26 protein-coding genes are annotated in these 26953 nt (G+C 65.7%); 23 read left to right on the top strand and 3 right to left on the bottom strand.

The features are described from left to right. The first annotated feature begins 66 nt into the window (after positions 1–66). From B8V81_RS17260 to B8V81_RS17275, 4 genes are all read left to right on the top strand, one after another. The gene (locus tag B8V81_RS17260) at positions 67–2430 is read left to right on the top strand and encodes an endonuclease MutS2 (RefSeq protein WP_028599889.1); all 2364 of its coding nucleotides are present in this window, start codon (positions 67–69) and stop codon (positions 2428–2430) included. A gap of 21 nt (positions 2431–2451) precedes the next feature. After that, positions 2452–2868: a DUF350 domain-containing protein gene (locus tag B8V81_RS17265; protein ID WP_028599888.1), complete on the top strand. Its 417-nt coding sequence runs from the start codon at positions 2452–2454 to the stop codon at positions 2866–2868. 133 nt (positions 2869–3001) lie between these two features. Further along, the gene (locus B8V81_RS17270; protein WP_052333444.1) at positions 3002–3592 is read left to right on the top strand and encodes a hypothetical protein; all 591 of its coding nucleotides are present in this window, start codon (positions 3002–3004) and stop codon (positions 3590–3592) included. Between the two features lie 132 nt (positions 3593–3724). Continuing rightward, positions 3725–5002 carry an MFS transporter gene (locus tag B8V81_RS17275; protein ID WP_164820154.1) on the top strand — a complete coding sequence of 426 codons (1278 nt, stop codon included), beginning with the start codon at positions 3725–3727 and terminating at the stop codon, positions 5000–5002. Here the strand turns inward: B8V81_RS17275 and B8V81_RS17280 are convergent. Further along, complete coding sequence (locus tag B8V81_RS17280) at positions 4952–6073, bottom strand: CotH kinase family protein (RefSeq protein WP_052333442.1); 1122 nt, start codon at positions 6071–6073, stop codon at positions 4952–4954. The genes B8V81_RS17275 and B8V81_RS17280 overlap by 51 nt on opposite strands. Positions 6074–6296: 223 nt before the next feature. Here B8V81_RS17280 and B8V81_RS17285 point away from each other — a divergent pair, with 223 nt between their 5' ends. The 16 genes from B8V81_RS17285 to B8V81_RS17360 all read left to right on the top strand — a co-directional run bounded on the left by B8V81_RS17285 (position 6297) and on the right by B8V81_RS17360 (position 23169). Next, positions 6297–6986, top strand: a complete 690-nt coding sequence (locus B8V81_RS17285) for a hypothetical protein (RefSeq protein WP_028599886.1) — start codon at positions 6297–6299, stop codon at positions 6984–6986. A 101-nt stretch (positions 6987–7087) separates the two neighbouring features. Beyond that, on the top strand, positions 7088–7312 hold the full coding sequence (locus B8V81_RS17290; RefSeq protein WP_028599885.1) for a hypothetical protein: 225 nt from the start codon (positions 7088–7090) through the stop codon (positions 7310–7312). Between the two features lie 28 nt (positions 7313–7340). Further along, positions 7341–7718, top strand: coding sequence for a spore coat protein (locus tag B8V81_RS17295; protein ID WP_028599884.1), 378 nt, complete (start codon positions 7341–7343; stop codon positions 7716–7718). Between the two features lie 204 nt (positions 7719–7922). Then, positions 7923–8414 (top strand): Lrp/AsnC family transcriptional regulator, encoded by a 492-nt coding sequence (locus tag B8V81_RS17300; RefSeq protein ID WP_028599883.1) that lies wholly within the window; start codon positions 7923–7925, stop codon positions 8412–8414. 15 nt (positions 8415–8429) lie between these two features. Continuing rightward, entirely contained in the window at positions 8430–9644 is a 1215-nt protein-coding gene (locus B8V81_RS17305; protein ID WP_028599882.1) for an aminotransferase class I/II-fold pyridoxal phosphate-dependent enzyme, read from the top strand. 151 nt (positions 9645–9795) lie between these two features. Beyond that, a complete protein-coding gene (locus B8V81_RS17310; RefSeq protein ID WP_084137438.1) occupies positions 9796–10026 on the top strand; it encodes an aspartyl-phosphate phosphatase Spo0E family protein in 231 nt (76 codons plus the stop codon). A gap of 1846 nt (positions 10027–11872) precedes the next feature. Then, on the top strand, positions 11873–12445 hold the full coding sequence (locus B8V81_RS17315; RefSeq protein ID WP_101808834.1) for a cob(I)yrinic acid a,c-diamide adenosyltransferase: 573 nt from the start codon (positions 11873–11875) through the stop codon (positions 12443–12445). Continuing rightward, on the top strand, positions 12432–13433 hold the full coding sequence (locus B8V81_RS17320; protein ID WP_240478972.1) for an RluA family pseudouridine synthase: 1002 nt from the start codon (positions 12432–12434) through the stop codon (positions 13431–13433). The genes B8V81_RS17315 and B8V81_RS17320 overlap by 14 nt, the downstream gene beginning before the upstream one ends. Positions 13434–13461: 28 nt before the next feature. Beyond that, on the top strand, positions 13462–13836 hold the full coding sequence (locus B8V81_RS17325; protein ID WP_028598158.1) for an arsenate reductase family protein: 375 nt from the start codon (positions 13462–13464) through the stop codon (positions 13834–13836). Beyond that, positions 13829–15037: an aminotransferase class I/II-fold pyridoxal phosphate-dependent enzyme gene (locus tag B8V81_RS17330; RefSeq protein ID WP_028598157.1), complete on the top strand. Its 1209-nt coding sequence runs from the start codon at positions 13829–13831 to the stop codon at positions 15035–15037. Before B8V81_RS17325 ends, B8V81_RS17330 begins: the two co-directional genes overlap by 8 nt. Positions 15038–15040: 3 nt before the next feature. Further along, positions 15041–15970 carry a 5'-3' exonuclease gene (locus tag B8V81_RS17335; protein ID WP_084136890.1) on the top strand — a complete coding sequence of 310 codons (930 nt, stop codon included), beginning with the start codon at positions 15041–15043 and terminating at the stop codon, positions 15968–15970. A gap of 46 nt (positions 15971–16016) precedes the next feature. Next, positions 16017–16514: a hypothetical protein gene (locus tag B8V81_RS17340; protein WP_028598155.1), complete on the top strand. Its 498-nt coding sequence runs from the start codon at positions 16017–16019 to the stop codon at positions 16512–16514. A 176-nt stretch (positions 16515–16690) separates the two neighbouring features. Beyond that, the gene (locus tag B8V81_RS17345; protein ID WP_084136888.1) at positions 16691–17206 is read left to right on the top strand and encodes a GNAT family N-acetyltransferase; all 516 of its coding nucleotides are present in this window, start codon (positions 16691–16693) and stop codon (positions 17204–17206) included. A gap of 2 nt (positions 17207–17208) precedes the next feature. Then, positions 17209–18123, top strand: coding sequence for an HPr(Ser) kinase/phosphatase (gene hprK, locus B8V81_RS17350; RefSeq protein ID WP_028598153.1), 915 nt, complete (start codon positions 17209–17211; stop codon positions 18121–18123). A 173-nt stretch (positions 18124–18296) separates the two neighbouring features. Beyond that, positions 18297–21731, top strand: a complete 3435-nt coding sequence (locus B8V81_RS17355) for a WIAG-tail domain (RefSeq protein WP_101808835.1) — start codon at positions 18297–18299, stop codon at positions 21729–21731. A gap of 190 nt (positions 21732–21921) precedes the next feature. Beyond that, positions 21922–23169 (top strand): DUF445 domain-containing protein, encoded by a 1248-nt coding sequence (locus B8V81_RS17360; RefSeq protein ID WP_028598151.1) that lies wholly within the window; start codon positions 21922–21924, stop codon positions 23167–23169. Between the two features lie 181 nt (positions 23170–23350). Here B8V81_RS17360 and B8V81_RS17365 read toward each other — a convergent pair whose 3' ends face one another. Continuing rightward, positions 23351–23686 (bottom strand): hypothetical protein, encoded by a 336-nt coding sequence (locus B8V81_RS17365; protein ID WP_052333077.1) that lies wholly within the window; start codon positions 23684–23686, stop codon positions 23351–23353. Between the two features lie 75 nt (positions 23687–23761). Continuing rightward, positions 23762–24058 carry a DUF3055 domain-containing protein gene (locus B8V81_RS17370; protein WP_028598150.1) on the bottom strand — a complete coding sequence of 99 codons (297 nt, stop codon included), beginning with the start codon at positions 24056–24058 and terminating at the stop codon, positions 23762–23764. A gap of 272 nt (positions 24059–24330) precedes the next feature. Here B8V81_RS17370 and B8V81_RS17375 point away from each other — a divergent pair, with 272 nt between their 5' ends. The 3 genes from B8V81_RS17375 to B8V81_RS17385 all read left to right on the top strand — a co-directional run bounded on the left by B8V81_RS17375 (position 24331) and on the right by B8V81_RS17385 (position 26929). Beyond that, entirely contained in the window at positions 24331–25332 is a 1002-nt protein-coding gene (locus B8V81_RS17375; RefSeq protein ID WP_028598149.1) for an HRDC domain-containing protein, read from the top strand. Between the two features lie 163 nt (positions 25333–25495). After that, positions 25496–25957: a chemotaxis protein CheX gene (locus tag B8V81_RS17380; protein ID WP_101808836.1), complete on the top strand. Its 462-nt coding sequence runs from the start codon at positions 25496–25498 to the stop codon at positions 25955–25957. 198 nt (positions 25958–26155) lie between these two features. After that, on the top strand, positions 26156–26929 hold the full coding sequence (locus tag B8V81_RS17385) for an SDR family NAD(P)-dependent oxidoreductase (protein WP_373864130.1): 774 nt from the start codon (positions 26156–26158) through the stop codon (positions 26927–26929). The last annotated feature ends 24 nt before the right edge of the window (positions 26930–26953 follow it).

A 26953-nucleotide genomic window follows, 5' to 3' on the forward strand; every position in this document is an offset into this window, starting at 1 on the left:
TCTCGACCCGTGCGCCTGCCGTGCCCATCCGTTATAATGGCCCTAGAGAGGAGCTGTGGACCGTTCGTGGACAGCAAAATTTTAAGCACGCTTGAATATTCCAAGATCATTCATCAATTGATTCAACATACAGCGACTCCGATGGGCCTGCGGATGGCCGAGGAGCTCGCCCCTTCGTCCGCGCTCGAGGACGTCGTCCGCTCGCTGCAGGCGACGGCCGAGGCGGCGAACGCCTACCGGCTCAAAGGGAATCCGCCCTTCCGCGGCGTGGCGGACATCCGCGCCCATCTGAAGCGGGCTGCGATCGGCGGCACGCTGAGCCCCGGCGAGCTGCTCGAGGTCGCGCTGACGGCGCGCGGAGCGCGGCGGGTGCGCAGCCATGTGCTGCACCTGCATGAAGAGCATCCGATGCCGCTGCTGGCGCTGCTGGCGGAGGGCATGTATCCTCGGCGCGAGCTGGAGGACGAGATTCTGGCCTGCATCGACGAGAGCGCGGAGGTGCTCGACGGCGCCAGCGTGGAGCTGGGCCGCATCCGCCGCGAGCTGCGTCAAGGCGAAGGCCGCGTGCGGGAGAAGCTGGAGCAGATGCTCCGCTCCTCGTCCGTGCAGAAGATGCTCCAGGATACGCTCGTCACGCTGCGCGGCGACCGGTACGTCATCCCGGTCAAGCAGGAGTACCGCAGCCATTTCGGCGGCATCGTGCACGACCAGTCGAATTCCGGGGCGACGCTGTTCATCGAGCCGGAGGCGGTCGTGGCGCTCAACAACAAGCTGCGCGAGGTCAAGGCGGCCGAGGCGCGCGAGATCGAGCGCATCCTCCAGAAGCTGACGGCGCTGGCGGCCGAGGCGGCCGAGGATCTGGCGATCAACCATGACGGCCTCGCCCAGCTCGATTTCGCCTTCGCCAAGGCGCAGCTCGCGCATGCGATGAAGGCCGAGCTGCCGCTCATGAACGACGAGGGCCGGATCGTGCTGAAGCGCGGCTTCCACCCGCTGCTCGACCGGACCAAGGCCGTGCCGCTGCATCTCGAGCTCGGCTCGTCGCATAGCGGCATCATCGTCACCGGCCCGAACACCGGCGGCAAGACGGTCGCGCTCAAGACGGTCGGCCTGCTCAGCCTGATGGCGATGTCCGGCCTGTTCGTGCCCGCCGACGACGGCACGGAGCTGTGCGTGTTCGACGCGATCTATGCGGACATCGGCGACGAGCAGAGCATCGAGCAGAGCCTCAGCACGTTCTCCAGCCATATGACCAACATCATCCGCATCCTGCGCGACATGACGCCGAGCAGCCTCGTGCTGCTCGACGAGCTCGGCGCGGGCACCGATCCGGCGGAGGGCTCGGCGCTGGCGATCGCGATCCTCGACCATATCCATCGCACGGGCTGCCGGCTGCTGGCGACGACCCACTACAGCGAGCTCAAGGCCTATGCCTACAACCGTCCCGGGCTGATCAACGCCAGCATGGAGTTCGACGTGGCGACGCTCAGTCCGACGTACCGGCTGCTCGTCGGCGTGCCGGGACGAAGCAACGCGTTCGCGATCGCCGAGCGGCTCGGACTGAGCAAGGCGATCATCCAGCAGGCGCGCGGCGAAGTCAGCGAGGAGGACCTGCGCGTCGAGAACATGATCGAGTCGCTCGAGCGCGACCGCCAACGCGCGGAGCAGGAGCGGGACAGCGCCGAGCAGCTGCGCCGCGAGCTGGAGGAGGAGCGCAGCCTGTACGAGGAGGAGCTGCGCCGCTTCGAGGAGCAGCGCGAGCGGCTGCTCGCCAAGGCTCAGGAAGAAGCGCGGCAGGCGGTGCAAAAAGCCCGCCGCGAGGCCGACGAGATCATCCAGGAGCTGAGGCAGCTGCAGCGCGAGGAAGGCGCGGCGGTCAAGGACCATAAGCTGACCGAGGCGCGCAAGCGGCTGGAGGAGGCTTCGCCGCAGCTGGTCAAAGGACGCCAGGGCGCGCGGCCGGCGGCGGCCGAGCGGGCGATCGAGCCCGGCGACGAGGTCAAGGTGCACAGCCTCGGCCAGCGCGGCCACGTCGTCGAGCTGTCCGGCTCGGAGGCGACCGTGCAGCTCGGCATCCTCAAGATGAAGGTCAAGCTGGCCGACCTCGAGCTGCTGAAGCCGGCGCCGGCGCCGAAGGCCGCTCCCAAAGCGGCTTCATCCACGTTGAAACGCACGCGCGACGACAACGTAAAGATGGAATTGGATCTTCGCGGCTCGAACCTGGACGAATCGATCATCGAGGTGGACCGTTTCCTGGACGAATCCTTCCTGGCCGGCATGGGGCAAGTGTACATCATCCACGGCAAGGGGACCGGCGTGCTGCGCGCCGGCATCCAGGATTTCCTCCGCCGCCACTCCCATGTGAAGAGCTATCGGCTTGGCAACTACGGCGAGGGGGGAGCGGGCGTCACGGTCGCGGAGCTCAAGTAATTCCGAGAGGAAGGGATTGGCGTGAGCGGAATCATCGACGGGCTGTTGGGCAATGCCTATGCCTCTTCCCTGATTTATGTCGCCGTGACGATCATGGCGCTCATCTTGTTCCTGACCTTGTTCGAATGGGTCGCCAAGTACAAGTGCTGGGACGAGATCCGCAAGGGCAACGTGGCGGTGGCGATGGCTACCGGCGGCAAGATTTTCGGCATCTGCAACATTTTTCGGTTCTCGGCCGATGCGGGCGATTCCATCTACGGGAGCTTGATCTGGGGGGCGTTCGGCTTCGTCGTGCTGCTGCTCGCTTACTTCCTGTTCGAGTTCATGACGCCCGTTTTCCGCATCGACGACGAGATTCAGCGCGACAACCGCGCGGTCGGCCTGATCGCGCTGATCATCTCGGTGTCGATCTCGTATGTCATCGGAGCGACGATCTGACGGCTTGGGGGAGGTAGACATGAAGTACCTTTGGGGCACTTTGGCCGTGCTGGCCGTCCTGTTCTTTGTGCTCGGCATTTTATATCTGGTATGATCGGGTTCGGACAGCAGGATTGGGAAAGGAGCTGCAGCGATGGAGCATCAGCAGCAGGAGGGCGCGGCGGACATCTGTCCGTGGTGCGACTCCGAATTGGTTTGGGACGAGGAGATCGGTCCCGAGGAAGTCTGCCCGCATTGCAGCAATGAGCTGGGCGGGTACCGGACGCTCAGCGTAGGCGGGGCGCAGGCGGAAGAGGAGGACGAGGGCGCCGGCTTGGCGGCCGGCCATGCCGGCGCTGCCGCTAGGACGGCCGGAGCGGCCTCGCGCAGCGTCGAAGGCTTGGACGAGGAGGCCGACTGGGAGGCGGGCGACGATACCGGCTGGGCCGGAGCGGGACGTCCGCAGTCGTGGCTGCGCGCCGACGAAAAGGTGCAGCGCATCCTCGACGATCAGGAGGAGATGCCGGAATGCCCGTCCTGCCGCGAGTATATGCTGCATGCGGGCACGAACACGCTCGGAGCGGGCTCGTTCTCGCCGGTCGAGCCGCCTTCGCTCAAAAAGCCGCTGCTCCCGGATTCGATCCGGCTGCAGCTGTATGTCTGTCCGAATTGCCATGAGGTATCCACGAAGCTGGACCTCGGCTCGCGGACGTTCCTGGCGGAAAGGCTCGACCAGGAAGATTGATCCGGCGATACGCGAACAGCTCTCCGTCTTGCGGAGGGCTGTTTGCGTTCGGCGCCAGCAGGCCGACGTGACGGCCGCTTGCGAATCATCTCCTCCGCGGCAGGGAACCATTTCCGCATGGAGGTGATGTCCGTGAAAAGCGAAAGCGCGCTCCGTCCCTCGCGCGAGGGAGCGCTGCACGGCCAGCCGCTGCTGCTGCTCGCCGTGCTGACCCTGTACAACGGCGCAAACGCGCTGTCCGGCGTTTTCGTGCCCGTCTATCTGTTCAAGGCCAACCAATCCTACGCGCTCGTCGGCTGGTTCTCGCTGCTCCAATACGCCGCCGGCGGGCTCTGCGTCTATCTGGCCGGCTCGTGGGTGAAGCGCAAGGGCCTCGTCGCTTCCCTGCGCACGGGAATCGCCCTCTCCGGCGGCTTCTACATGGCCGTGCTGCTGCTCGGCGGCAAAGCGGCGGCCTGGGCCGCTCCGCTCGGCCTGCTGAACGGGACGGCGGGAGGCTTCTACTGGCTCGCCTACAACGTGCTTTATTTCGAGATTACGGAAAAGGACAATCGCGACGCCTACAACGGCATGGCGGGCCTGCTCGGCTCCGCGGTCGGCATGGCGGCGCCGTTCCTGTCGGGACTCGTCATCGCAGGCAGCGGCGGCAACAAGGGCTACACGGTCATCTTCAGCGTGTCGCTCGCGCTGTTCGGCGCGGCTGCCCTGCTCAGCGCCAAAATCCGGAAGCGGCCTCCGCAAGGTCGCTACCGCTGGAGCTTTCCGGCCGCCGAGCTGCGTCAGCGGGCGAGTCCTTGGCGGCGCTTCGCGCCGGCGATCGTGCTGCAGGGGCTGCGCGACGGCGTATTCCTGTTCGTGCTTGGACTCGCCATCTACGCCTCGACGGGAGCGGAGCAGAAGGTCGGCACTTATTATCTCGTCACCTCGCTTGTCGGCATGGCCGCCTTTTGGCTTTGCGGCCGCAAGCTCGGACCGGAGCGCCGCCGCGCGGGGATGCTCGTCGGCACGCTGGCGCTCGCCGCGGTGCTGCTGCCTCTGCTCGGCGGCATGACTTACTCGAGCCTGCTGCTTGTCGGCATCGGCACGGCGCTGTTCTCGCCGCTTTATCTCATCCCGATCACCTCGTCGGTGTTCGATCTGATGGGCCGCAGCGAGGAAGCGGCGGCCAGCCGCGTCGAGCTGACCGTGCTGCGCGAGCTTGCGCTGACCGCAGGCCGGCTCGTCGGCGTGCTGGCCTTCATCTACATCGCCGGCCGCTCGGCCCCGGACTCGCCGGCGTTCGCCTGGCTGCTGCTGGCGCTCGGAGCCGCCCCGATCGCCGGCTGGGCCTTCATCCGCGACCGGCTCCGTCCGGAGGACTCAGCCGTCCGTGCCGCGGATCCGGACGGGCATGCCCGCAGGCGCGGATGAACCGCGCGTCCAGCGCCGAAGCTCCTTCGCCGCGCTCGCTCGGCGCTGCCGGACGTACTGGAGGATGACCTCGGGCTCTCCGCCGAACAGCCCGCGATTGGCGGCGCGGCTGGCATCATGCCGGACGGCCGCGGCGATGCCGCCGTGCAGCTCCTCCACGAGACGTCCGATCCGCTCCTCGGTGAAGTCTTCCTCAAGGATGCGTTCGAGCCCTTCGGCGTACGCCCGCTTCCACTCGTCGAACTGCAGCAGCCGGCGCGTCAGCCCGTTGTAGCCCTGCACCCGCACCATGCCGGCGGGGCATAGCTTGCCGTAGCAGTTCCGTCCCCAGGTGCCCTCGTAATCCCAGGGCAGGATGCCGTACTGCTGCCGGGTCGCTTCCTCGTACAACGCGTAGTTCTGCTCGAAGCCGTCGAAGTTTCCGGTCAGCACCGCGCCGGACAGCCAGCGGAAATAAGCGGGCACGTCGAGGCGCTCCTCCAGCAGCTCCCGCAGCTTGGCGTTTTTCAGCCGGTGGATGCCGCGGATGAAGGAGCAGAGGCGGGGCAGCGTCTCGCCGTCGCCCTCGATGAATTCGTAGCCCTCCGCCAGGTCGCGCTTGCGGCGTCCGCTCTCGGAGAGCGAGCGCTCGAAGTTCGCGGAGTCGTTGGCGGCGTACAGAAGCGACCGGTAAGGGATGCCGCGGAGCGCGAAGAAGCGGGAATTGACCGCCTCGATCTCCAGATACAGGCCGCGGCATTCGCCGTTCACGTCCAGCCATACATGGCGGGTGCGCGGCGCCGGCACGCCGATGCCTTCCATGAAGCGGAACGAGAGGGCGTTGCGGATCATCGACGGATCGTCCGCTTCCGCGTTCCAGTGCAGCACCAGCCCGCTGTCGAGGCGAATCTCGTACGATTTCTTCGGATACTCTCTCGTATGCCCTCCCCGATAGCGAAGCCTGGCGCCGTCCGTCCTCCCGCCCGTGGTCAGCTGGACCGGCACATGCTTCCGGCTCCATACGTCGCTGGCGAGATCCGCTTGCGCCTGGGCGCTGATCCGAATGGATCGGACCGCCAATCCGGCTCTCATCGCGCACCGCCTCCTTTTTGTCCGCTCCGTCTCCGCTCTTGCCCATGGGATACCGTATTCCGATCCGGCCGGGTTGGTTCGGGGCGGCTTTCGGGCGGGACAGCCCGGCGAGTCCCCATGCGGGTGGCAGACAGGCCGCATAGGATAGAGCAGAGCGGAAGGCGGCGGCGAAGGCAGAGGCAACGCCCCGCTGCGGGAGGGGATCGAGCTGGAAGGGAACGGGTTGACGACGGTGCAGCTGGAGGATGGCGCGATCGAAGCGCTCGTGCGGGCGAGGCGCAGGGATCTGCTTGTCGCGGACGACCCGCTGCGCGGCAGGCGGATCTACATCCCCCTGCATCAAGTGAAGGGGTTCAAGGGAGCGTTTGCGGCGGAGCCGGCCGTTCCGGCCGGAGGCAGCCGGGCGAGCGGCGCGGTTCCGTCGGCGCAGGCGGACGGAGGGAAGCCGGACGACGACGGGGACGGAGCGGAGGCGCTGCCGACGGGCTATCGGGCGATGCTGCTGGAGGCGAAGGGGACGTTCGCCGAGGTGAGGCTGTCCGCCCGGCAGGCGCTGCACGGCTATCTCGCCGGCGTGATGAACGATTTCGCGCTGTTCTGCACGCCGCTGCACGGGGCGGTGCTGCTGCCGCTGCAGCATGTGCAGGCGCTCTCGCCGTATCCGGCGGGGCTGGCCCCGTACCGGCTGGAGCCGGAGCAGTTTCCGATCCGCCCGCTCTCGCTCGGCCTCTCCCGTCATTTCGAGCAGCAGCTGGAGCGGCTGGAGGGCGAGATGACGGTGCTCTGCCGGGGCTTCCTGCCGGATGTGGCGGGCGTGCTCGGCCCGGTCCGGGACGGCTTCGTTCCGGTCACGGAAGCGGACGGAGGCAGGCTGCTGCTGCCGGTCTCGGCGCTGCGGGCCGTGTTCCTGTAAGGGCGCGGAGGGGCTTGCAGCCCGCTCCGCATACATAACTCGCGCGGCGGAGGGCATTCTATGGCAGGGCAACTCATCCTGTTCACCGATGGAGGTATCCGATGCAGCCGATTACCGGAAAGGAAATGGAATACATCGCCGATTCCATGTCCAATGAAGACCTGCTCGCCAAGCAATGCGCCTGCGCCGCGACGAGCATCAGCGTGCCGGGCGTCAGCCAGGTGCTGAGCGGCATGGCGTCCGCGCATCAGCAAAACTACGCGATGCTGCTGAGCACGCTCCAGCAGCATCAGCAGCTGGCGCCGACGAGTCCGCAGACGAACTGAGCCGAATCTCACCAGGGAGGTCTTGACGATGAACCAGCAGAACCAGATGCAGCAGCCGAAGCTGCCCGACGCCGACTGGGCGTACACGGTGCTCGCCGACCTGAAGCGCGTCGTCCGCGAATACGCGACAGCCGCCACGGAGTCGACCTGTCCGGAAATCCGCAAGCTGTTCACCGACCTGACGAACAGCACCCTGCAGATGCAGGGCGAGCTGTACAACGCGATGCAGGCGGCGAACATGTACGACACGTCCTCGCCGGCGCTGCGCCAGGACATCCAGAAGCAGCTGCAGACGTACCAGCAGACGCAGCAGCAGACGCAGCAGTTCATCCAGCAGCGGATGGCCGGCCAGGCCGCTCCGTTCATGCAGCAGGCCCAGCAGCAGGGCGCTCCTGCCTACAGCTGATCGAGCAACGCGAAAAAGGCCGGATGCCTCTATCCGGCCTTTTTTGCTTTGCCGGCCCTGCGGAGCTTTCTGGAAAATACTGGATCGATGCCGCCGGCGCTTTTTGCGGAAAGAGGGGGACGATTCCCTTTTTCCTTTCCAAACGACTTGTTCACGTTGTAAAATGTTCATCATACCGCTTCAGGAAGGGAGTTAAAAACGACGATGGATGATAGGAAACTCAAGGTGCTCGAGCTGCTCAAGGAAGACGCTCGCAGGAGCCCGCAGCTGATCGCGACGATGCTTGGACAACCGCTGAACGAGGTGGAGCAGGCGATCGCGGAGATGGAACAGGAGCACGTCATCGTCAAATACGCGCCCGTCATCAACTGGAGCAAAGTGGACGACCAGAAAGTGACCGCCCTGATCGAAGTGCAGATCACGCCGGAGCGCGGACGCGGCTTCGAGGGCATCGCCGAGCGCATCTACCTGTACCCGGAGGTCAAGACGGTGTACCTGATGTCGGGCGCCTACGACCTGCTCGTCGAGGTCGAGGGCCGGACGCTCAACGACGTCGCCTCGTTCGTCTCGAGCAAGCTGTCGACGATCGACTCGGTGCTGTCGACCAAGACGTTTTTCATCCTCAAGAAATACAAGCAGGACGGCATCATTTTCGAAGAAAACGAAGGCGATCAGCGGCTGCTGGTCACGCCGTGACGAGGGTGGTCCGAGATGAGCGTATCCAAGGAATCCGTTAGCCCCGAACGCACGGCCGTCCGCAGCATGGCGGACTACCTCTCGCCGCAGGCGAGAGCGATCAAGCCTTCCGGCATCCGCCGCTTCTTCGATCTGGCGAGCAGCCGCAAGGATGTCATCACGCTCGGCGTCGGCGAGCCCGACTTCGTCACGCCCTGGCATGTGCGCGACGCTTGCGTGGCGGCGCTCGAGGCGGGCAAGACGCAGTACACGTCCAACGCCGGCACGCCGGAGCTGCGCGGCGCGATCGGACAGTATTTGAGCGACGGCTTCGGCCTCGACTACGACCCGGGCCGCGAGATTCTCGTGACGGTCGGCGGCAGCGAGGCGATCGACCTGGCGCTGCGCGCGCTCATCAGCCCCGGAGACGAGATCCTGATCCCGGAGCCGAGCTACATCTCGTATTCGCCGATCACGGCGCTCTCCGGCGGCGTCTCCGTCGGCATCGAGACGTTCGCCCGCGACGCCTTCAAGCTCAAGGCCGAGTCGCTGCGCGCCGCGCTCACGCCGCGCTCCAAGGTGCTCGTGCTCAGCTATCCGAGCAATCCGACCGGCGGCATCATGACCTACGAGGACTGGCTGCCGATCGCCAAGCTGGTGGAGGAGCGCGACCTGATCGTCATCTCCGACGAGATCTACGCCGAGCTGACGTACGGCAGCCGCCATGTGAGCTTCGCCTCGATGCCGGGCATGAAGGATCGGACGATCCTCGTCAGCGGCTTCTCCAAGGCGTTCGCCATGACCGGCTGGCGCATCGGCTACGCCTGCGGCCATCACGAGCTGATCGGCGCGATGCTCAAGATCCATCAGTATACGGTCATGTGCGCCTCCAACATGGCGCAGGTAGCGGCGTACGAGGCGCTGACGAACGGCATGGACGAGATGCTCCGCATGATGGAGTCGTACAACCAGCGCCGCCGGCTCGTCGTCAGCGGGCTGCGCGAGATCGGCCTCGACTGCCATGAGCCGCAAGGCGCGTTCTACGCGTTCCCGTCGATCGCCTCGACCGGGCTCACATCCGAGGCGTTCGCCGAGCGGCTCGTGCAGGAGCATGGCGTCGCCGCCGTGCCGGGCAACGTGTTCGGCCTCGGCGGCGAGGGACATCTGCGCTGCTCGTACGCGACGAGCGTCGCCCAGCTGACGGAGGCGATCGAACGCATTGGCGCGTTCGTTCAAACCTTGAAAACATAACGTTATTCATGGTGAATCGTCTTTTCTTGTAGGCAATAACGGCAAGCTTTGCTATAATAAGCTGACTAGATTGCCATTATTTGATAGTTATTTCCTGCAAGAGCAAGTTTGGAACGCGGCTGCAGCCGAGTTTTAACGGGAGGGATGCCGGATGACGACAGGAACGGATACCGGAGCATGGTCCCAGGCACGCCTGAAGCCATTGCCGCCCGGCAGCTGGACCCCTACGATGCGAGATCTTGCGGACGAGATCGATGCGTTGCGCCGCGAGATGGAGCAGACCTACGAGCAAGGGATCGGCTTCCAGTCGGAGCATCTTCTCGCGATCAGCCAGAAGCTCGACGTCAAGATCAATGAGTTCCTGCATTGCCGGCCGAGCTGAGCTCGATCCGGGCAGATGCGCGCACAAGGCTTTCGGACCGTTTTCCCGCCCCTTCGGGCGGAAACGGGCCGGAAGCTTTTTTCAATGCTTTTCTTCTCCGGAACGAGCCGGATCAGTGGGGCAAGAAGCCCGCTGCGCGGCGGGAGCCGGGAAGTCCAATGGACAAGAAGCCCGCTGCGCGAGCCGAGCCTTTCACGGCAGGAGCCGGGAAGTCCAATGGACAAGAAGCCCGCTGCGCGAGCCGAGCCTTTCTCGGCGGGAGCCGGCAAGTCCAATGGACAAGAAGCCCGCTGCGCGAGCCGAGCCTTTCTCCGATTCCACTGGAAGCCGGATGCCCTGATTTTTTGACCTCTTAGGCGGAGGCCATCCGTCTTCCAAGAGGACCGCTGCCGCTTCTCCGAAAGGCATCGTCTCGCTCCGCTTTGCCTTGTCGCCGCTCTCCTCCTCCCCCTTTTTTGGGGGGAGGAGGCCGTCTCCCGCATACCTGGGAGACGACAGTGCTGAGTACGGTTCGATCCATCTCGACCGTACGCAGGGAGCGAGCAAGCAGGCTGATCCAGCAAGCAGGATAGCAGGCCAACACAGCGAAGGGACTACTCCAGCTAGCTGGCTAGCTGGTACCGCCACTTGGACAAGGCTGCAGGGTGAAGGCATAAGTCGAAAAAATCGAGTTGAAGGTTACTTGAAGGACATGCAGGAGGAGTTACGCGGAAAAACCGAGTAACTCTGAAGTGGGGGCAGCGAAACGAGGGGAGTTACGCGGAAAAACCGAGCAACTCTGGCATGGGTACGGTGGAAAGAGGGGAGTTACGCGGAAAAACCGAGCAGCTCTGGCATGGGTACGGTGGAAAGAGGGGAGTTACGCGGAAAAACCGAGTAACTCTGGTACGGGTAAGGTGGAACAAGAGGAGTTACGCGGAAAAACCGAGCAACTCTGACATGTGGACGGTGGAACAAGAGGAGTTACGCGGAAAAACCGAGCAACTCTGGCATGGGTACGGTGGAACGAGGGGAGTTACGCGGAAAAACCGAGTAACTCTGGCATGTAGACGGTGGAACGAGAGGAGTTGCGCGGAAAAACCGAGTAACTCTGGCATGTAGACGGTGGAGCGAGAGGAGCTACGCGGAAAAACCGAGTAACTCTGGTACGAGTACGGTGGAACAAGAGGAGTTACGCGGAAAAACCGAGCAACTCTGGCGTGGGTAAGGTGGAACGAGATCGGTTGCGCGGCCAAGCAGCGAGCATGCATGAGTCCACGCCCTTGGGAGCGTAAATTCGTCTCGTTGCCATTGGCGTGTGGGATGTGGTCACACTTCATTTCAAATCGAACAGGCTGTGTCGTCCCTGGCCTGCAACTCTCCTTGGATACGTTACCTGACCGCGAAGCGACGGCTTGGCTGAGCTGCCAGCGAAGCGGCGCATCATGCAGGGACCCGAAGCGAAGCGGGGCGGGGAGCTCGTGGAGAAGCGGCAGCGGTTCCCTTGGAGGCCGGATTCCACCCCTGCTGGGGAATGGAATCGAAGGAATCTGGGCTCCAGGGAGATCGGAACGAGTCCCCGTCACGCGAAGCGGTGCGGTCCTGGGCCTCACCGCCGCGCGAAGCGGCCCGGTCCCGGGCTTCACCGTCACGCAAAGCGGTGCGGTCCTGGGCCTCACCGCCACGCGAAGCGGCCCGGTCCCGGGCCTCATCACCGCGCGAAGCGGTTCGGTCCAAAGCCATTGCCGTTCCATGCTGGGCAATCCGGTCCCGTTTTTTTGATGCGGCGGTAGGAGGAGGGGAATCGGCGGAAGGCTGCGGTATGGTATAATGGTGCCTATCGACAAGAGAAGAAAGGGACGATCGGATGAAGCTGTATACGAGAACCGGCGACGACGGATCGACGTCGCTGATCGGCGGCCGCGTCGGCAAGGACGACGCCCAGGTGGAGGCGTACGGAACGATCGACGAATTGAACGCCTTCACGGGAGCCGCCCGCGCGGCGGCGCTCGCCGAGCCCGCCATGCGGCGGCTGGCGGACATGCTGGAGGAGATCCAGCACGAGCTGTTCGACTGCGGCTCCGATCTGAGCTATGCCGCTCCGCGGCCGGAGCAGCTCAAGACGAACGAGGAGATGGCCGCGCGGCTGGAGCGGTGGATCGACGAGCTGGACGGCGAGTGCCCGCCGCTGCGGCGCTTCGTCCTGCCGGGCGGAACGCCGCTCGCGGCGGCGCTGCATGTATGCCGCACCGTCTGCCGGAGGGCGGAGCGGCGAGTCGTGACGCTGGCCGGGGAGAGGGCGGTCCATCCGCCGGTGCAAGCTTACTTGAACCGCCTCTCGGACTACTATTTCGCGGCTGCGAGAGCGGCCAACTTCCGCGCCGGACAGCCGGATGCGGAATATGCGCGGGGAGCGGACGTGTTTCGTGGCGACCGCTAGGACCGATCCGCGCTACGTGCAGGGGTCTGTCCCCCCGCACGGCTATTACGAGCCGATCGCCGTCGTCGCCGGCGAGGCCGAGCATGGCTGGCGCCTGTCCAAGCTGCTGGAGCGCCGCCTCGGCGTCTCGCGCAAGCTGCTCTCCCGCCTCAAGCTGACGGAAAAAGGGCTCATGATCAACGGCGCGCGGGCCTACTCCGGCGATCCTGTCGCGGCCGGCGACGTCTGCGAGATCCGCATGGAGCAGGAGCGCTCCGAGGACATCCTGGCTCAGCCGCTGCCGCTGGAGATCGTCTACGAGGACGACTGGCTGCTGCTCGCCTCCAAGCCGGCCGGCATGGTCGTGCATCCGACGCACGGGCATTATACGGGCACGCTCGCCAACGCGGCCGTCCATCACTGGCAGCAGCGCGGAGAGAACGTGCGCTTCCGACCGGTGCATCGGCTCGACGAGGATACGTCCGGACTCGTGCTGATCGCCAAAAATCCGTATGTGCACCAGCAGCTGTCCGAGCAGCATGGCGACGGCCGCATCCGCAAGGGCTATGTCGCTTACGCGTACGGAAGCCCGGCGATCGCGCTCGGCCGGATCGACGCGCCGATCGACCGCGATCCGGCCGCGCCGCATTATCGCATCGTCACGCCGGCGGGCTATGCCTCGGCGACGCGTTACGAGACGGAGCGGACCTATGGCGGTGGACGGGCCTGCAAGCTGCGGCTGAGGCTGGAAACCGGCCGCACCCACCAGATTCGCGTCCATCTGGGCTGGATCGGCTGCCCGCTGATCGGCGACCGGATGTACGGACCGGCCGCGGACGGCGGCGGAGACGGCTCCTGGGAGGAGGCGGCCGGCAGGCAGGCGCTGCATGCGGCGGAGCTGAGCTTCGTGCATCCGATGACGGGGCGGGAGATGGGCTTCGAGGCTCCGCTCCCGCCGGAGCTGCAAGCGCTGGAGCGGGAGCTGCTTGCTGCCGACTTGACGGGCTGACGAACGACGAAAGGCGTGAATCGAACTTATGGGCGACAAGAAGAAATTGACCATCTATGAATACAGCAAATGCGGCACCTGCCGGCTGGCGGTCAAGGATCTGGAGCAGGCGGGCCGGGAGCTCGAGCGGTTGCCGATCCGCGAGCAGCCGCCGACGGCGGACGAGCTCGCCGAGCTGGTGAAGCGCAGCGGCCTGCCGCTGAAGAAGTTTTTCAACACCTCCGGCGAGGTGTACAAGGAGCTCGGCCTGAAGGACAAGCTGGCCGGCATGAGCGAGCGCGAGCAGCTGGAGCTGCTCGCCTCGAACGGCATGCTGCTCAAGCGGCCGATCGTCACGGACGGCAGCCGCGCCACCGTCGGCTACAAGCCGGACGACTACAAGGCGGTCTGGCATCATGAGTAAGCCGGTCGGAGCGGCCAAGCTCGGCCGCCTCGGCTCCTCCGTGTTCGCGGAGGTCGCTTCGTGGCGCAGCCGCGCGGAGGCGTCCGGAATCGACGTCATCGACCTGAGCATCGGCAGCCCGGACCTTCCTCCAAGCGAGCGGGTCATGCGGGCGCTGAGCGAGGCGGCGCTCGATCCGGCCTCCTACCGCTATCCGTCCTCGCATGGGAGCGAGCTTTTCCGCCGCAAGGCGGCTGAGTGGATGCGGCATCGGTTCGGCGTCGAGCTCGATCCGGACGAGGAGCTGCTTGCGCTCATGGGCTCGCAGGACGGCCTCGCGCATCTGGCGCTGGCGCTGTGCGAGCCGGGCGACGCCGCGATCGTGCCCGATCCGGGGTATCCGGTCTATGCGGCCTCGCTGGCGCTGGCCGGCGCGGAGCCGATCCTGCTGCCGCTGAAGGCGGGCAACGGCTTCCTGCCCGATCCGGACCTCGTGCCGGACGAGGCGTGGGAGCGGGCGCGCTTCGTCCTGCTCGGACTGCCCGGCAACCCGATCGGCGCGGCGTCGAGCCGCGAGCTGCTGGAGGCGCTCGTCGCCAAGTGCCGCCGCCACGGCGTCGTGCTCGTGCATGATCTGGCCTATTCGGAAATGGGCTACGGCGGCTACCGGCCGATCAGCGTGCTGTCGGTGCCCGGCGCGCTCGACGTGGCGGTCGAGTTCCACTCCATGTCCAAAAGCTTCCACATGGCCGGCTGCCGGCTCGGCTTCCTCGCGGGCAGCCGGGAAGCGGTCGGAGCGCTGCGCCGCCTGAAGGCGAACATCGACTACGGCGTGTTCGGCGCCGTGCAGCGGGCGGCCGCGGAGGCGCTGGACGAAGCGATGGAGCCGGGCTACTCCGGCTTCCGCCATATCTATGAAAGCCGCCGGGACGCGCTCGTGCGCGCGCTCGGCGAGGCGGGCTGGCCGGTCGAGCCGCCGGAGGCGACGATGTTCCTGTGGGCGGCCGTGCCGCAGCCGGCCGATGGCGCGCGGACGAGCAGCCGCCGCTTCGCCGAGCGGCTGCTCGCCGAGACGGGCGTCGCCGTCGTGCCGGGCGACGCGTTCGGCGGCGAAGGCGAGGGCTATGTGCGGATCGCGCTCGTCGAGGACGAGGCGCGGCTGATCGAGGCGGCGGCGCGCATCGCGCGCTGGCTGCCGGACTATTTGCAAGAGGGAGGCTGAGAGATGGATCTGTTTACATGGAACGAGGACAAGCCGCGGCCGGAGGCGGCGGGAGAGGCGGAGCTGCCGGAGCGCTCGCGGCTGCTGCTTGTGGACGGGATGGCGATCCTGTTCCGCGCCTACTTCGCGACCGCTTACGGCGGCAGCGTGCGGCGCACGAGCTTCGGGCTGCCAGTGAACGCGGTGCACGGCTTCGTCCGCTACTTCATGGACGCGGTGCGGCGCTTCGAGCCGACGCATGTGGCCGTCTGCTGGGATCTCGGGAGCAGCACGTTCCGCACGCAGGAGTTCACCCTGTACAAGGCGAACCGTCCGGACGCGCCGGACGACCTGATCCCGCAGTTCGACCTCGTCAAGGAGGTCGTCGCGAGCTTCGGCGTGCCGAACATCGGCGCGCCGGGCTACGAGGCGGACGACTGCATCGGCACGCTGGCGCGGCTGCATGGCCGGGAGCACGAGGTGCTCGTGCTGACCGGCGACCATGACCTGCTGCAGCTCGTCGACGAGCGTGTTTCCGTCATCATCATGAAGAAGGGCCACGGCAACTACATGGTGTACACGCCGGAAAGCCTCATGGAGGAGCGCGGACTGACGCCGCCGCAAATCATCGACGTCAAGGGGCTGATGGGCGACGCGAGCGACAACTATCCCGGCGTCAAGGGCATCGGCGAGAAGACGGCGCTGAAGCTCGTGCAGGAGCACGGCTCGATCGACGGCATCCTGGCCAATCTCGGCTCGCTGTCGGCGTCGGTGCGGACCAAGATCGAGGCCGATCTCGACATGCTGCATCTGTCCCGCCGCTTGGCGACGATTCACTGCGAGGCGCCGGTGCTGCTGGCGATGCACGAATGCTGCTGGGCGGTCGACCGCCACGCGGTCGAGCGCAAGTTCGAGGAGCTCGAGTTCCGCAGCCTGATGAGCCTGATCGGCTGACCCGGCCAGCCACTAACGCGGCGACGCGACCGATACGGAGGATCCTATGTTATCGTTTGAAGAAAAGCTAGAGCTGTTCAAGAGCTTTCCCGAGCTGACGCGCAGCGACGTGTCGATGGGACGCGTCAACTTCCAGTTCGAGGGCAGCCTGCATGAGAAGAAAAACGTCGTCTTCCGGCTGCATCCCAATGGCGGAGGATATGTTTATGCGGCGCTGCTGGACGGGTACGAAACGGATGAGAAGGGCTACGTCAGCATCCGCGACCTGGACGAAGACGAGCTGCGGCGGCTGACGGCGGCCTCGATCGCCTCGCTTTCCCGCCCGCCGTCCGGACCGGCGGCCGAGCCGGGGCAGAGCCGCGCGGCGCGCCGCCGCCGGATGGCCAAGAGCCGTTGGCTCGACGGCGACGGCAACGCGCTCGAGCTGCGCAGCGAGGACGACCTGTGGTATCTGTACGCCGGCCTCAACCTGGAGATGGCGTTCGAGTCGTTCGACGAGGCGGAGGAGTACCTGCGCGAGGAAGGCTTCCGCCCCGAGGGCTGAGCTTGCCGGCCAGAGGCGTCCGCGGCATGGCGGACGTCTGTCCGCGTTCAGGCTGCGGATCGAGCAGGGGCCTAGAGTAAATGGCCGCGCCGCCGTCCATCCTTTTCGCCGGATTGTCCATGGAGCTTCCAAGGGAGCTTGAAGTACAGTGGGGAAAACGGCAGGAGGGATCATCCATGATCGAAATCACGAGGGCGGGCGCCGGTCAGGCGAAGGAGCTTGCGCCTTTGTTCCACCGGTACCGGGTGTTTTACGGCCATCCCGATCAGGAGACGGAGCTCGCGCTTGCCGAAGCCTTTCTCGACGACCGGCTCCGGCGCGGCGAGTCGGCTGTGTTCGCCGCTCTGGCCGACGGCGCCGCAGTCGGCTTCATGCAGCTTTATCCGGTCTTCTCCTCGATCTCGCTGAAGCGGGCTTGGATCCTCAACGATCTGTTCGTCGATCCGGACTGGAGAGGCCGAGGCGTCGCCCGCAGGCTGCTGCGGGAGGCCGAGCGGCTAGGCATGGAAACCGGCGCGGCGTACATCCAGCTGTCGACCGCCCATGGCAACGCGGCGGCGCGCAGCCTGTACGAATCCGAGGGCTACGAGGAAGAACGGCAATTCGCCGTATATGAACGCATCATCGGCAAGCAGCCCCTCGATCCGCCCGCCGGACGGGACGGGGCTGCCGCAAAGGAGGACGGGACATGAGCATGGGAGCGGTGACGGTCCGCGCGCTGGCCGAGCATTTCAAGCTCGAGGTGCTGGCGGCCGAGGAGCGGCTCGATCGTCAGGTGACCAAGCCCGGCGGCCATCGTCCGGGACTTGAGTTCGTCGGTTATTTCGATTATTTTCCGATGGAAAGGGTGCAGGTGCTCGGCATCAAGGAGATCACCTACCTGCACAAGCTGACCGAGCTGGAGCGCAACCTCCACATCGGCAATATCGTCAAGTACCATCCGCCCTGCTTCATCGTCACGTCGGGCCAGCAGGAGGACGGGCTCAAGTACTTGATGCGCTACTGCGAGGAGGAGGGCATCCCGCTGCTGCGCACGCCGCTGCCGACGACGGAATTCATCGCCGTGATGGATGCCTTCCTCGTCAAGGAGCTGGCAGAGCGGATCGCGATCCACGGAGTATGCGTCAACGTGTCCGGCATCGGCATCCTGCTGCGCGGCTCGTCCGGTGCAGGCAAGAGCGAGACGGCGCATTCGCTCATCCGCCGCGGGCATCGGCTCGTCGCCGACGACGTGATCGTGCTCAAGAAGCTGAGCCCGCGCACGCTGCTGGGGACGCATAACGGCAAGACCAAGGAGTTCCTGGCGCTGCGCAGCATCGGCCTCATCAACGTCGTGCGGCTGTACGGCCGCAAGGCGTTCCAGGAGGAGACGCGCATCGCGCTCGACATCGAGCTGACCAAGTGGCGCGACAACGAGCTCAACAACGAGCTGGAGGTCGAGGAGCGGTACACCGACTACATGGGCGTGCGCATCCCTCATATCCAGATCCAGCTGCAGCCGGGCCGGGACGTGGCGAGCCTCGTCGAGGCCGCCGCCAACAACTGGTACTTGCAGCAGCAAGGCTACAGCGCGGTCGAGGAGTTCATGAGCCGGCTGCAGGAAGGATAGCGCTCTTCCTTCGTCCATCCTTCGCTTTCCCCTTTTCATTAAGCCTGTCCTGCACGCCGAACGGCGTCCGGACGGGCTTTTTTTGTCGAGCGGGCTGTCCCGAAATGGGTCAGAACGGCCGCATGCCCGCATATCGTGAGTAACGGACGATGTCGGGACCAAGGGAGAGAGCGATGGCAAACAATCGGAAGGGCAAGCAGCCGAAGCCGCGCAGAAAGGTGCTGCAGGTAGAGGATTCGACATTTTCGGAAATCAGCTGGATCGATGAAATGGAATTCGTTCCGCAGAAGCTGCAGGTGAGCGCAGTCGCAGCCCCGGAGATCCCTCCGGCCGCGGCGGAGGCAGAAGCGGTGATGGAGTCGGAGGCGGCGGAATCGGCGGAAGCGGCAGACGAGGCGGAGGACCGGGCTGCTGTCGATTCGGTGAAAGCTCAATCGGAGGCAGGTACGCAGACGACTCGGGCGGCCGCGCATGCGGAGCCCGTCGCGCAGCCCGAAGCAAGCGCAGAGGAGCGGCTGCAGCGGCTGCTGGAGGAAAGGCGCGGACCGAGTGCGGCGCCTTCGGTATACGGATCCGACCTGGCGGAGGGCTCCGTATCGGAAACGAAGCTCGCGCCGGGAAGCGTATCTGCTGAAAAGCTGGCCGATGAGGCGGTGACGGAAAGGTCGCTCGCGGACGGATCGGTGAGCGGGATCAAGCTGCGGGACGGCTCGGTCGGATCGGGCAAGCTCGCGAACGGAGCGGTGCTGGAGGAGCATCTGGCCGACGGCTCCGTGAGCGGCGGCAAGCTCCGCGACGGGGCAGTCTCGACGTCGAAGCTTCAGGACGGCAGCGTCACGCCGGAGAAGCTGGCGGCCCGGAGCCTGCCCGGCTCGCTGCTTGAGGACGGCGCGATCGAAGGAAGGCATCTGCGTCCGGGTGCGATTTCGTCCGACACGCTGGCGGATGGAAGCCTGACGAGCCGACTGTACGGCTCGGAATCGGTCGGCTCGCAAGCGCTCGCGGCCGGCAGCGTCGACAACGCCAAGCTGGCGGAGCAGGCCGTGACCGCCTCCAAGCTGCGAGACGGCTCCGTGACGGCAGCCAAGCTCGGCGGCGGCGCCGTCGAGGCCCGCCATCTGGCAGACGGCTCGGTCGGCTCCGGCCAGCTGCAGGAGGGAATCGTCGAGGCCCGCCATTTGGCGGACGGCTCGGTCGGGTCGCAGCAGCTGGCGGAGCATGCGGTCGGCAGCCGCGAGCTGGCGCCGGGCAGCGTCGGTCCGGATGTCCTGCAGCCGGAATCGGTCGGGAGCGGCCAGCTGGCCGCCGGCAGCGTGGAGAGCCGCCATCTGGCGGACGGCACGGTCGGCAACCGCCAGCTGGCGGATGACAGCGTAAGCTCGGAGAAGCTGCGGCCTGACGCGGTGACGACCGTGCAGCTGGCGGATCATGCCGTCACCTCCGCCAAGCTGGCGGACGGCAGCATCGCGGCCTCCAAGCTAGGCGCCGAAGCGGTGCAAGCCCGCCATCTCGCGCCGGGAAGCGTCGGTCTGGACGCCTTGCAGCTGAACTCGGTCGGAGGCGGCCAGCTCGCTCCCGGCAGCGTGGAGAGCCGCCATCTGGCGGACAGCGCGCTTGGCAACCGGCATTTGGCGGACGGCAGCGTGAGCTCGGATAAGCTGCGGCCTGACTCGGTGACGACCATGCATCTGTCGGATCATGCCGTCACTCCCGCCAAGCTGGCCGACGGCAGCATCTCCGCCTCCAAGCTTGGCGTCGAAGCGGTGCAAGCCCGCCATCTGGCGCCGGGCAGCGTGGACGGCTCCAAGATCGGCGCCGCCTCCATCCGGCAGTTCCATCTGGGCGAGGGGGCTGTGGGAGCCAATCAGCTGCAGGCCGGGAGCATCCGGCAGGAGCATCTTCGAGACCGCAGCGTCGGCGCTTCCGCCCTGCAAGCCGGAGCGGTGCGGGAAAGCCACTACGCAGACGGCTCGGTCGGGGAGGATGCGCTGGCCGACAGCGCGGTGTCGCGCAGCAAGCTCGCGGCCGAGGCGGTCGGCCCCGGCGAGCTGGGCGAGGAAGCGGTAGAGCGCCGTCATCTGGCGGACGGCAGCGTCGGTCCGGTCCAGCTCGCTCCAGGATCGGTAGGCCGCAGCCACCTGGCGCCTCAAGCCGTCTGCCTTCATCATGTCGCGGAAAAAGCGATCGACGCCTCCCGCCTGGCCGATGATGCGGTCGAGGCCCGCCATCTGGCTCCAGGCTCGGTCGAGCTGCAGGCGCTGGCGGAGCGCTCGGTCGCAAGCCCTCAGCTTGCGGATGGAGCGGTCGACGGCAGGGTGCTGGCGGAGCGCTCGGTGACCGCCCGGCATCTGGCGGACTATATGGTCAGCTCGCTGAAGCTGTCTCCGGAGTCGGTATCCACGGATAAGCTCGTGGCCGGGGCCGTGACGGGCGACAAGCTGGCGGACCAGAGCGTCGCCGCCTCCAAGCTGGCGCCGGACTCGGTCGGACGGCTGCAGCTGCAGCAAGGCGCCGTTGGGACGGAGCAGCTGGAGCGAGGCGCCGTTGGAACGGTGCAGCTGGCGGAAGGCGCTGTGGACCGAAGCCGACTGGCGGTTGGAGCGATAGGCTCGGAGCAGCTGGAGGCAGGCAGCGTCGGACGGGAGCAGCTGGCGGAAGGTGCTGTGGACCGAAGCCGATTGGCGGCCGGAGCAGTAGGCTCGGAGCAGCTAGAGCCGGGATGCGTCGGTACGGAGCAGCTGGCGGAAGGATCGGTGGACCGAAGCCGACTGGCGGTTGGAGCGATAGGTTCGGAGCAGTTGGAGGCAGGCAGCGTCGGACGGGAGCAGCTGGCGGAAGGCGCTGTGGACCGAAGCCGATTGGCGGCCGGAGCGGTAGGAGCCGATCAGCTGGAACCGGGCAGCGTCGGTACGGAGCAGCTGGCATCGGGAGCGGTGGACCGAAGCCGATTGGCGGCCGGAGCAGTAGGCTCGGAGCAGCTGGAAGCGTGCGCCGTCGGCACGGAGCATTTGGCCGAAGGGGCTGTGGATCGAAGCCGGCTGGCGGAAGGCGCGGTAGACCGGAGCCGGCTGGAGCTCGGAGCCGTCGGCTCGGAGCAGCTGGCGGAAGGCGCGGTCGGCAGCCGTCATCTGCAGTCGGGATCGATTGCGCTCTCCAGCCTGAACGAAGACGTGCTGGAGCATTTCCGCCAGCTGGCGGAAGCCGGAAGGCAGGAGCTCGCGCATGAGCTGGAAACGTGGAAAGCCCGCTGCCAGACGATGGAGGACGCGCTGGCCCGGACCGAGGCCCTTTGCCAAAAGCTGCAGGCGGATGTCCAGGATGCGGCCGCTACTCTTGCCGACGCGCAAGCGAGGCTGGCCGCTTGCCGGCAGACTGCGCATGGAATCGTCCCCTTCGCCTTTGGCGAGACGGACGCGGAGGTCGAGCTGCGCATCGCCTTCGACCGAAGCTTCGGCGAGGCGGCCTACTCGCTCGCCGTCAGCTGCGACCATCCGTCCTGCTCGGTCGTCATCCGCCGAAAAGAAGCGGACTGCGCGATTCTCGCCGTCGTCCGCACCCGGTTCGGACCGCCTCCGAGCGGCTCGGTCGACTGGATCGCGGCCGACTGAGGACGAGAAGGAAGGCTGTGGATGCGCTCCGGTTTGGAGCGCTTGCCAGACGCAAACGCGGGGAGAGGCGAAGCGCCTTTTCCCGCGTTTGCGTTTTTTCGGCAGCCGATTTCCGGACGCGCTATTTTCGCTATGCCCGCAACTTGGTTATAATCAATAAAGTAGCTTAATGCCGAATCGGGGGATCATCATGAAAACGAGATATGCGGCAACCGCCTCGCTGGGCGTCATGGCGGCGGGATTCGCGGTCACGACCGCGCTGGCGGACGGCGGCGGACGCGCGGTGGAGCTGCTGCAGGGCGGCTTCGAGGCCGGCCTTGTCGGCGGCATCGCCGACTGGTTCGCGGTATCGGCGCTGTTCCGCCATCCGCTGGGGCTGAAAATACCCCATACGAACCTGCTGCTCAAAAACAAGCCGAAGCTCATCAACGCGCTCGTCTCCTCGCTCGAGAACGAGCTGCTCAACAAGGAGAGCATCAGCGCCCGGCTGCGCAACCTGAACCTGATCCAGAGCGCCGGCCGGTATGCCGTACGCATGCTCGCGAAGCGGCACAACCGCGAGGCCGTGCTGACCGCTCTCCAAGGCGTCGTCGAGAGGCTGCCTGCGGAGAAGCTCGCCGCCTCGCTGCTGCAGGGTGCGGCGGGCTATGCAAGAGGGATCGAGCTGCAGCCGCTGGCGGAGCGGGCTGCAAGCGCGGTCATCCGCGAGGGATGGGACGAGAAGGCGCTGGACTACGCGCTGGATCAGGCGATCGACTGGATCTCCAAGCCGTCCACCGGCAAGATGCTCGGCGAGCTTGCTCAGGCCAAGCTGCAGGAGCTGCAGGTCGGCGGCTTCATGGGCTTCGCCGTGCAGGCTTTCGCCGGCTTCATGAACGAGGACAAGATGGGCGCGATGCTCCAGCATATGCTGCTGTCCGGAGTGAAGGATCTGACGACGCCGGGCAGCCGCCAGCGCGATGCGCTGCTGCTGGAGCTGCGCTCGCGGCTGGTCGGCCTGGCCGAGGACGGCGAGAGCCTGGGCAAAGCCAAGGAATGGGCCGCGCTGAAGCTGGAGTCGGCCGAGGCTGCCGAATTCGTTTCCGCCAAGGCGGAGGAGCTGCGCCGCAAGCTGCTGGACGTGCTGGAGCAGGACAAGCGCAAAGGCGGCCGCTTCGTGCTGGCGGCGATGAAGGCGGTCCGCGACCGGCTGGCGGCCGAGCCGGAGCTCGTGCGCGGCTGGGAGGACCGGCTGTCGAGCTTGCTCGTGCAGGCGATCGAAAGCAACCATTACCGCATCGGCCTGCTCGTCCGCGACAACCTCAACAAGCTCGACGACAAGCAGCTTGTCGACATGCTGGAGTCCAAGGTGGGCAGCGACCTGCAGTGGATCCGCGTCAACGGCGCGGTATGCGGCTTCCTGATCGGCCTCGTGCTGACGATGATCGGCTGGATCTGACCTCCGGGCGGCGCGAAGATATTTTCATCCCCCAAAAAAGGACTGTCCCCGCGGGCCGGCTAAAAAGCCTTCCTGCAAGGAACAGTCCTTTTTTGCGCTGCGGCGGCCGAAAGGCATCGTCGCTGCTGTCGATCCGCGAGACGCACGTCCGCCTGTGCGGGCCTATGTCCCGCAGATCGCTTCAAGCCTGCTGCGTGCCGTCCGGCACGGATCCGTTGCCGGCCCCGCTGCGGTCGTCGCCGGGATAATCGCGCTCCTGCTCGCCATGAAGGCGGCGGTTCTCGTAGCCGAAGCGATTGGGCTGGCGCTGCTCCGGCCGCCATTCGCTCTCCTTGACCGGAGCTTCCGGATGAAGCGACGCGCCGTAGGGGCCCTCGGGGAATTCCTCGAAGGTCAGATCGTTGCGGCTGGACTCCACGGTCGATAGATCCGTGTATTTCTCGCGGCGGGATTCCTCCGTCGCCGCGTCGGTGTCGGGACGGCCGACGAACCGTCCGTCCTCGGGCTGGTCTGGCATGCTGCGGCTGCCTCCTTAGGTGGCACAGGCTTGAAAAGCCTGTGCCCGGATGGGTGCCGTAGTAGCTTTTCCCGCTCAGTCGGTAAAATTCACTTCGCCTACGACGAGCGACAGAAACGCGCCGAGCTCGGACGCCTCCTCCTCGGTGAGCTTGAACACATGCTCGAGATAGCCTTCCTCCTCCAGGTCGTCCTGGCCGATGATGGCGGTGCGGCCCCCTTGCAGATCGGTGACGAGCTTTTTGCCGTAAAAGCGGTTGGTCGTCAGGATGGCCAGGTCGAACCGCTTGAGTCCAGGCGTGATCAGCGTAATGAAGCGAGTCGACGTCTCCTCTGTGGAGTCCGACATGAAATCGTAGTCTTTGAGCTGCATGATGCGTTCCTCCCCTTGCGCCCGGCAGCGCCGCCCGAAGAGCGGCGTCCGGCGCTGATGGAGCTAGTATAGCACGGGAAGGGGCCGCCCGGCCTCGCCGGACCGGCGGAAAAAGCGATTGCCGAATCCGGCCCCGCTATGATAGGATGGATTTACCAGATAAGGATTGACCGGGAGGAAGCACCTCTCTTGCTTGCAGACGCGAGCGGGAGAGGTGCTTTTTTTGCGTTCTCCAGCCCTTATCGGCCTATTCTACGGAGGTGCGAGCCATCATGCAGATCGTATTTTTGAACTCATTCGAAAAACCGCTTGGAGATGGAAGGCTGGACACGGCGCAGCTGACCATCTGCGAGCAGCAAGGAACGTGGTCGGTCATCTGGAACGGCAGCCGGCACGGCAGCTCGGAGACGACCGATCTCTGGTACGAGGGCGCCAGCTGGGAAGAAATGATGAACGCGTTCCGCCACGGCGTGGCGGTGCGCATGGGCGAGGGCTTCTCGCCGCTCGTGGACGGCATGCTCGACGAGCGTCCGTCGGCGCGGGGCGGCACGGTCAGCCTCCTGCAATGCTACGGCGAGCTCCATGCCGACGCCGCGCTGTACGAGGAGCTGCGGGACTGGCGGCGGCTGCGGGCGACATCCGACCGCAAGTCGGCGTATCTCGTGGCGACGAACCGGACGCTGCTCATGATCGCGGCATTCGTGCCGCGGACCGAGGAGGAGCTGGCGGCGATTCCCGGCTGGGGGCCGGGCAAGGGCGCCTCGTACTCCGCCGAGGTGCTGGCTTTGACGGAGAAGGCGGCGCAGCCGCGTCCGTTTCCGCTCGACTGGGTCGAGGAGGCGCTCGATTCCAAGGCGTACGTGCAGTGGCTGTACAAGCAAAAGGAGCACAAATACAAAAGCCGCCTCGATCGCCAGCAGTCGAGCCGGCTGATTCTCGAGGGCATCCGCGCGGACAAGTCGCTCGAGGAGCTGCAGGCCGACACGGGCTTGCCCCGGCGGGAGCTGATGGAGCGCCTCGAGCAGCTCGACCAGGAGGGCTACGACCTCGAGCCGCTCATCGCGCGCGAGCTTGAGGGAGTGCCGTCGGAGGAGCTGGCGCGCATCCGGCAGGCGCTTGCGCAGGAGGGGGACAAGTACCTCAAGCCGATCCTGCATAAGGTATACGGAGCCGAGCCGGCGCCCGGCATGAAGATCGAGCTCGTCTACGATCGGCTGCGGCTCGTCCGGATGCGCTGCAAGCGCGAGAATGCGGCTGGGCGGAGCGTCGGATGACCTGGAAGGCATATTCAAAATGAGACCTTCCATAGGGTTGACAACATAGGACAATAGTCGCGGATATGCAAGAATTGGTATACTTGTCCTAGGATCTTTAGTATAATGGCTCCTATATACTCAAGCAGAAGATACTTGACGGATAAGGGGCGTATCGACGCGGATGAAAGCTGAATTTATCAATCCTTTCCTGGAATCTGCGGTCATGGTGTTGGAGCAGGTCGTCCAGATCAAGCCGCAGACGGGGCCGGTCGGTCTCAAGGAGCTGCGAGGTCAATCGGATTTCATTTGGATTCAGATTCAGCTGTTCGGCCAGGTGAGCGGAGATATCGTCTTCGGCATGAGCGAGGTGTCCGCGCTCAAGATCGTGTCTGCGATGATGGGCGGATTCCAGATCTCGTCGCTTGACGACATGGGCAAGAGCGCGATTTCCGAGCTCAGCAACATGATCAGCGGCAACGCGAGCACGAAGCTGTCCAGCCAGGGCGTGCATGTCGACATCACGCCGCCCGCGCTGCTCCAGGGCTCCCAGCTCCAGCTGCTGGAGTCGCGCAAGGCGCTGACCGTGCCCGTCTTCCTGGACGGCATCGGACAGATGGACATTCAAGTGCTGCTGGCGTCCTAGCGCTGCGAAAGCTCCCTTCGGGGGGCTTTTTTTCATGGATGGATGCCGAAAGGAGATGCGGATCGCTCCTGACCGTCCGAGCTTTCTCGGAACGAGGCTCGCCTCGCCTCCGGAGGACGGCCGTTTCCGGTTCGTCCGGCGCGAGCCGTCTTTTGCCAACCGTCCGCGGATGCAGTACACTTGGGGCAGGTGATGACCATGGGAAAAAACAAGATTGTCGTGCTGACCGGAGCGTCCAGCGGCATCGGAGCGCTGACGGCGGGCCACCTGGTCCGCGCGGGAGCGATGCCGGTGCTCTGCGGCCGCAACGAGGAGCGGCTGCGGCAAGCGGCCGCCGCCGCCGGAGGGCGCTGCGCGACGCGCGTGCTCGACGTGACGGACGACCGTTCGGTCGAGGAGACGTTCCGGTCCGTGCTCGCGGAGTTCGGACGGATCGACGTGCTGATCAACAATGCCGGCTTCGGCTTGTTCAAGCGGTTCGACGAGACGCCGCTCGAGGAATTCCGGTCCATGATGGAGACAAACTATATGGGCATCGTGCGCTGCACGCAGGCTGCGCTGCCCGCGATGAAGGCGCAAGGCTCCGGACATGTGATCAATGTCGCCTCGATCGCCGGCAAGCTGGCTACGGCCAAGTCGAGCGGCTATTCCGCCAGCAAGCATGCCGTGCTTGGCCTGACGAACGCGCTGCGCCAGGAGCTGGCGGGCAGCGGCATCGCCGTGTCGGCGGTCAATCCGGGGCCGATCGACACGCCGTTTTTCGAGCAGGCGGATCCGGATGGCGCCTATGTGCGCAACATCGGCTGGATCATGATGAAGCCGGACCGGGTCGCCCGCCGCATCGCGGGCCTGGTCGAGCGTCCGCGCGACGAACTGGACCTGCCGTGGCTGCTTGCCGCAGGCACCCGCCTGTACCAGCTGTTCCCGGGAATCGCAAGCCGCATCGCCGGACCGATGCTGAACAAAAAATAGCGTCCTACCTGAAGGAGTACGAAC

Origin of the sequence: Paenibacillus pasadenensis (assembly GCF_002864175.1) — a bacterium.
In the GTDB taxonomy this organism is placed as follows: Bacteria; Bacillota; Bacilli; order Paenibacillales; family Paenibacillaceae; genus Paenibacillus_O; species Paenibacillus_O pasadenensis.

What these genes read in the sequence shown, in the direction of transcription:
- B8V81_RS17270 (WP_052333444.1), top strand. Translation starts at nt 3,002, where the DNA reads ATGGAGCATCAGCAGCAGGAGGGCGCGGCGGACATCTGTCCGTGGTGC.
- B8V81_RS17280 (WP_052333442.1), bottom strand. Translation starts at nt 6,073, where the DNA reads ATGAGAGCCGGATTGGCGGTCCGATCCATTCGGATCAGCGCCCAGGCG.
- B8V81_RS17290 (WP_028599885.1), top strand. Translation starts at nt 7,088, where the DNA reads ATGCAGCCGATTACCGGAAAGGAAATGGAATACATCGCCGATTCCATG.
- B8V81_RS17295 (WP_028599884.1), top strand. Translation starts at nt 7,341, where the DNA reads ATGAACCAGCAGAACCAGATGCAGCAGCCGAAGCTGCCCGACGCCGAC.
- B8V81_RS17300 (WP_028599883.1), top strand. Translation starts at nt 7,923, where the DNA reads ATGGATGATAGGAAACTCAAGGTGCTCGAGCTGCTCAAGGAAGACGCT.
- B8V81_RS17305 (WP_028599882.1), top strand. Translation starts at nt 8,430, where the DNA reads ATGAGCGTATCCAAGGAATCCGTTAGCCCCGAACGCACGGCCGTCCGC.
- B8V81_RS17310 (WP_084137438.1), top strand. Translation starts at nt 9,796, where the DNA reads ATGACGACAGGAACGGATACCGGAGCATGGTCCCAGGCACGCCTGAAG.
- B8V81_RS17315 (WP_101808834.1), top strand. Translation starts at nt 11,873, where the DNA reads ATGAAGCTGTATACGAGAACCGGCGACGACGGATCGACGTCGCTGATC.
- B8V81_RS17325 (WP_028598158.1), top strand. Translation starts at nt 13,462, where the DNA reads ATGGGCGACAAGAAGAAATTGACCATCTATGAATACAGCAAATGCGGC.
- B8V81_RS17330 (WP_028598157.1), top strand. Translation starts at nt 13,829, where the DNA reads ATGAGTAAGCCGGTCGGAGCGGCCAAGCTCGGCCGCCTCGGCTCCTCC.
- B8V81_RS17335 (WP_084136890.1), top strand. Translation starts at nt 15,041, where the DNA reads ATGGATCTGTTTACATGGAACGAGGACAAGCCGCGGCCGGAGGCGGCG.
- B8V81_RS17340 (WP_028598155.1), top strand. Translation starts at nt 16,017, where the DNA reads ATGTTATCGTTTGAAGAAAAGCTAGAGCTGTTCAAGAGCTTTCCCGAG.
- B8V81_RS17345 (WP_084136888.1), top strand. Translation starts at nt 16,691, where the DNA reads ATGATCGAAATCACGAGGGCGGGCGCCGGTCAGGCGAAGGAGCTTGCG.
- hprK (WP_028598153.1), top strand. Translation starts at nt 17,209, where the DNA reads ATGGGAGCGGTGACGGTCCGCGCGCTGGCCGAGCATTTCAAGCTCGAG.
- B8V81_RS17355 (WP_101808835.1), top strand. Translation starts at nt 18,297, where the DNA reads ATGGCAAACAATCGGAAGGGCAAGCAGCCGAAGCCGCGCAGAAAGGTG.
- B8V81_RS17360 (WP_028598151.1), top strand. Translation starts at nt 21,922, where the DNA reads ATGAAAACGAGATATGCGGCAACCGCCTCGCTGGGCGTCATGGCGGCG.
- B8V81_RS17365 (WP_052333077.1), bottom strand. Translation starts at nt 23,686, where the DNA reads ATGCCAGACCAGCCCGAGGACGGACGGTTCGTCGGCCGTCCCGACACC.
- B8V81_RS17370 (WP_028598150.1), bottom strand. Translation starts at nt 24,058, where the DNA reads ATGCAGCTCAAAGACTACGATTTCATGTCGGACTCCACAGAGGAGACG.
- B8V81_RS17375 (WP_028598149.1), top strand. Translation starts at nt 24,331, where the DNA reads ATGCAGATCGTATTTTTGAACTCATTCGAAAAACCGCTTGGAGATGGA.
- B8V81_RS17380 (WP_101808836.1), top strand. Translation starts at nt 25,496, where the DNA reads ATGAAAGCTGAATTTATCAATCCTTTCCTGGAATCTGCGGTCATGGTG.
- B8V81_RS17385 (WP_373864130.1), top strand. Translation starts at nt 26,156, where the DNA reads ATGGGAAAAAACAAGATTGTCGTGCTGACCGGAGCGTCCAGCGGCATC.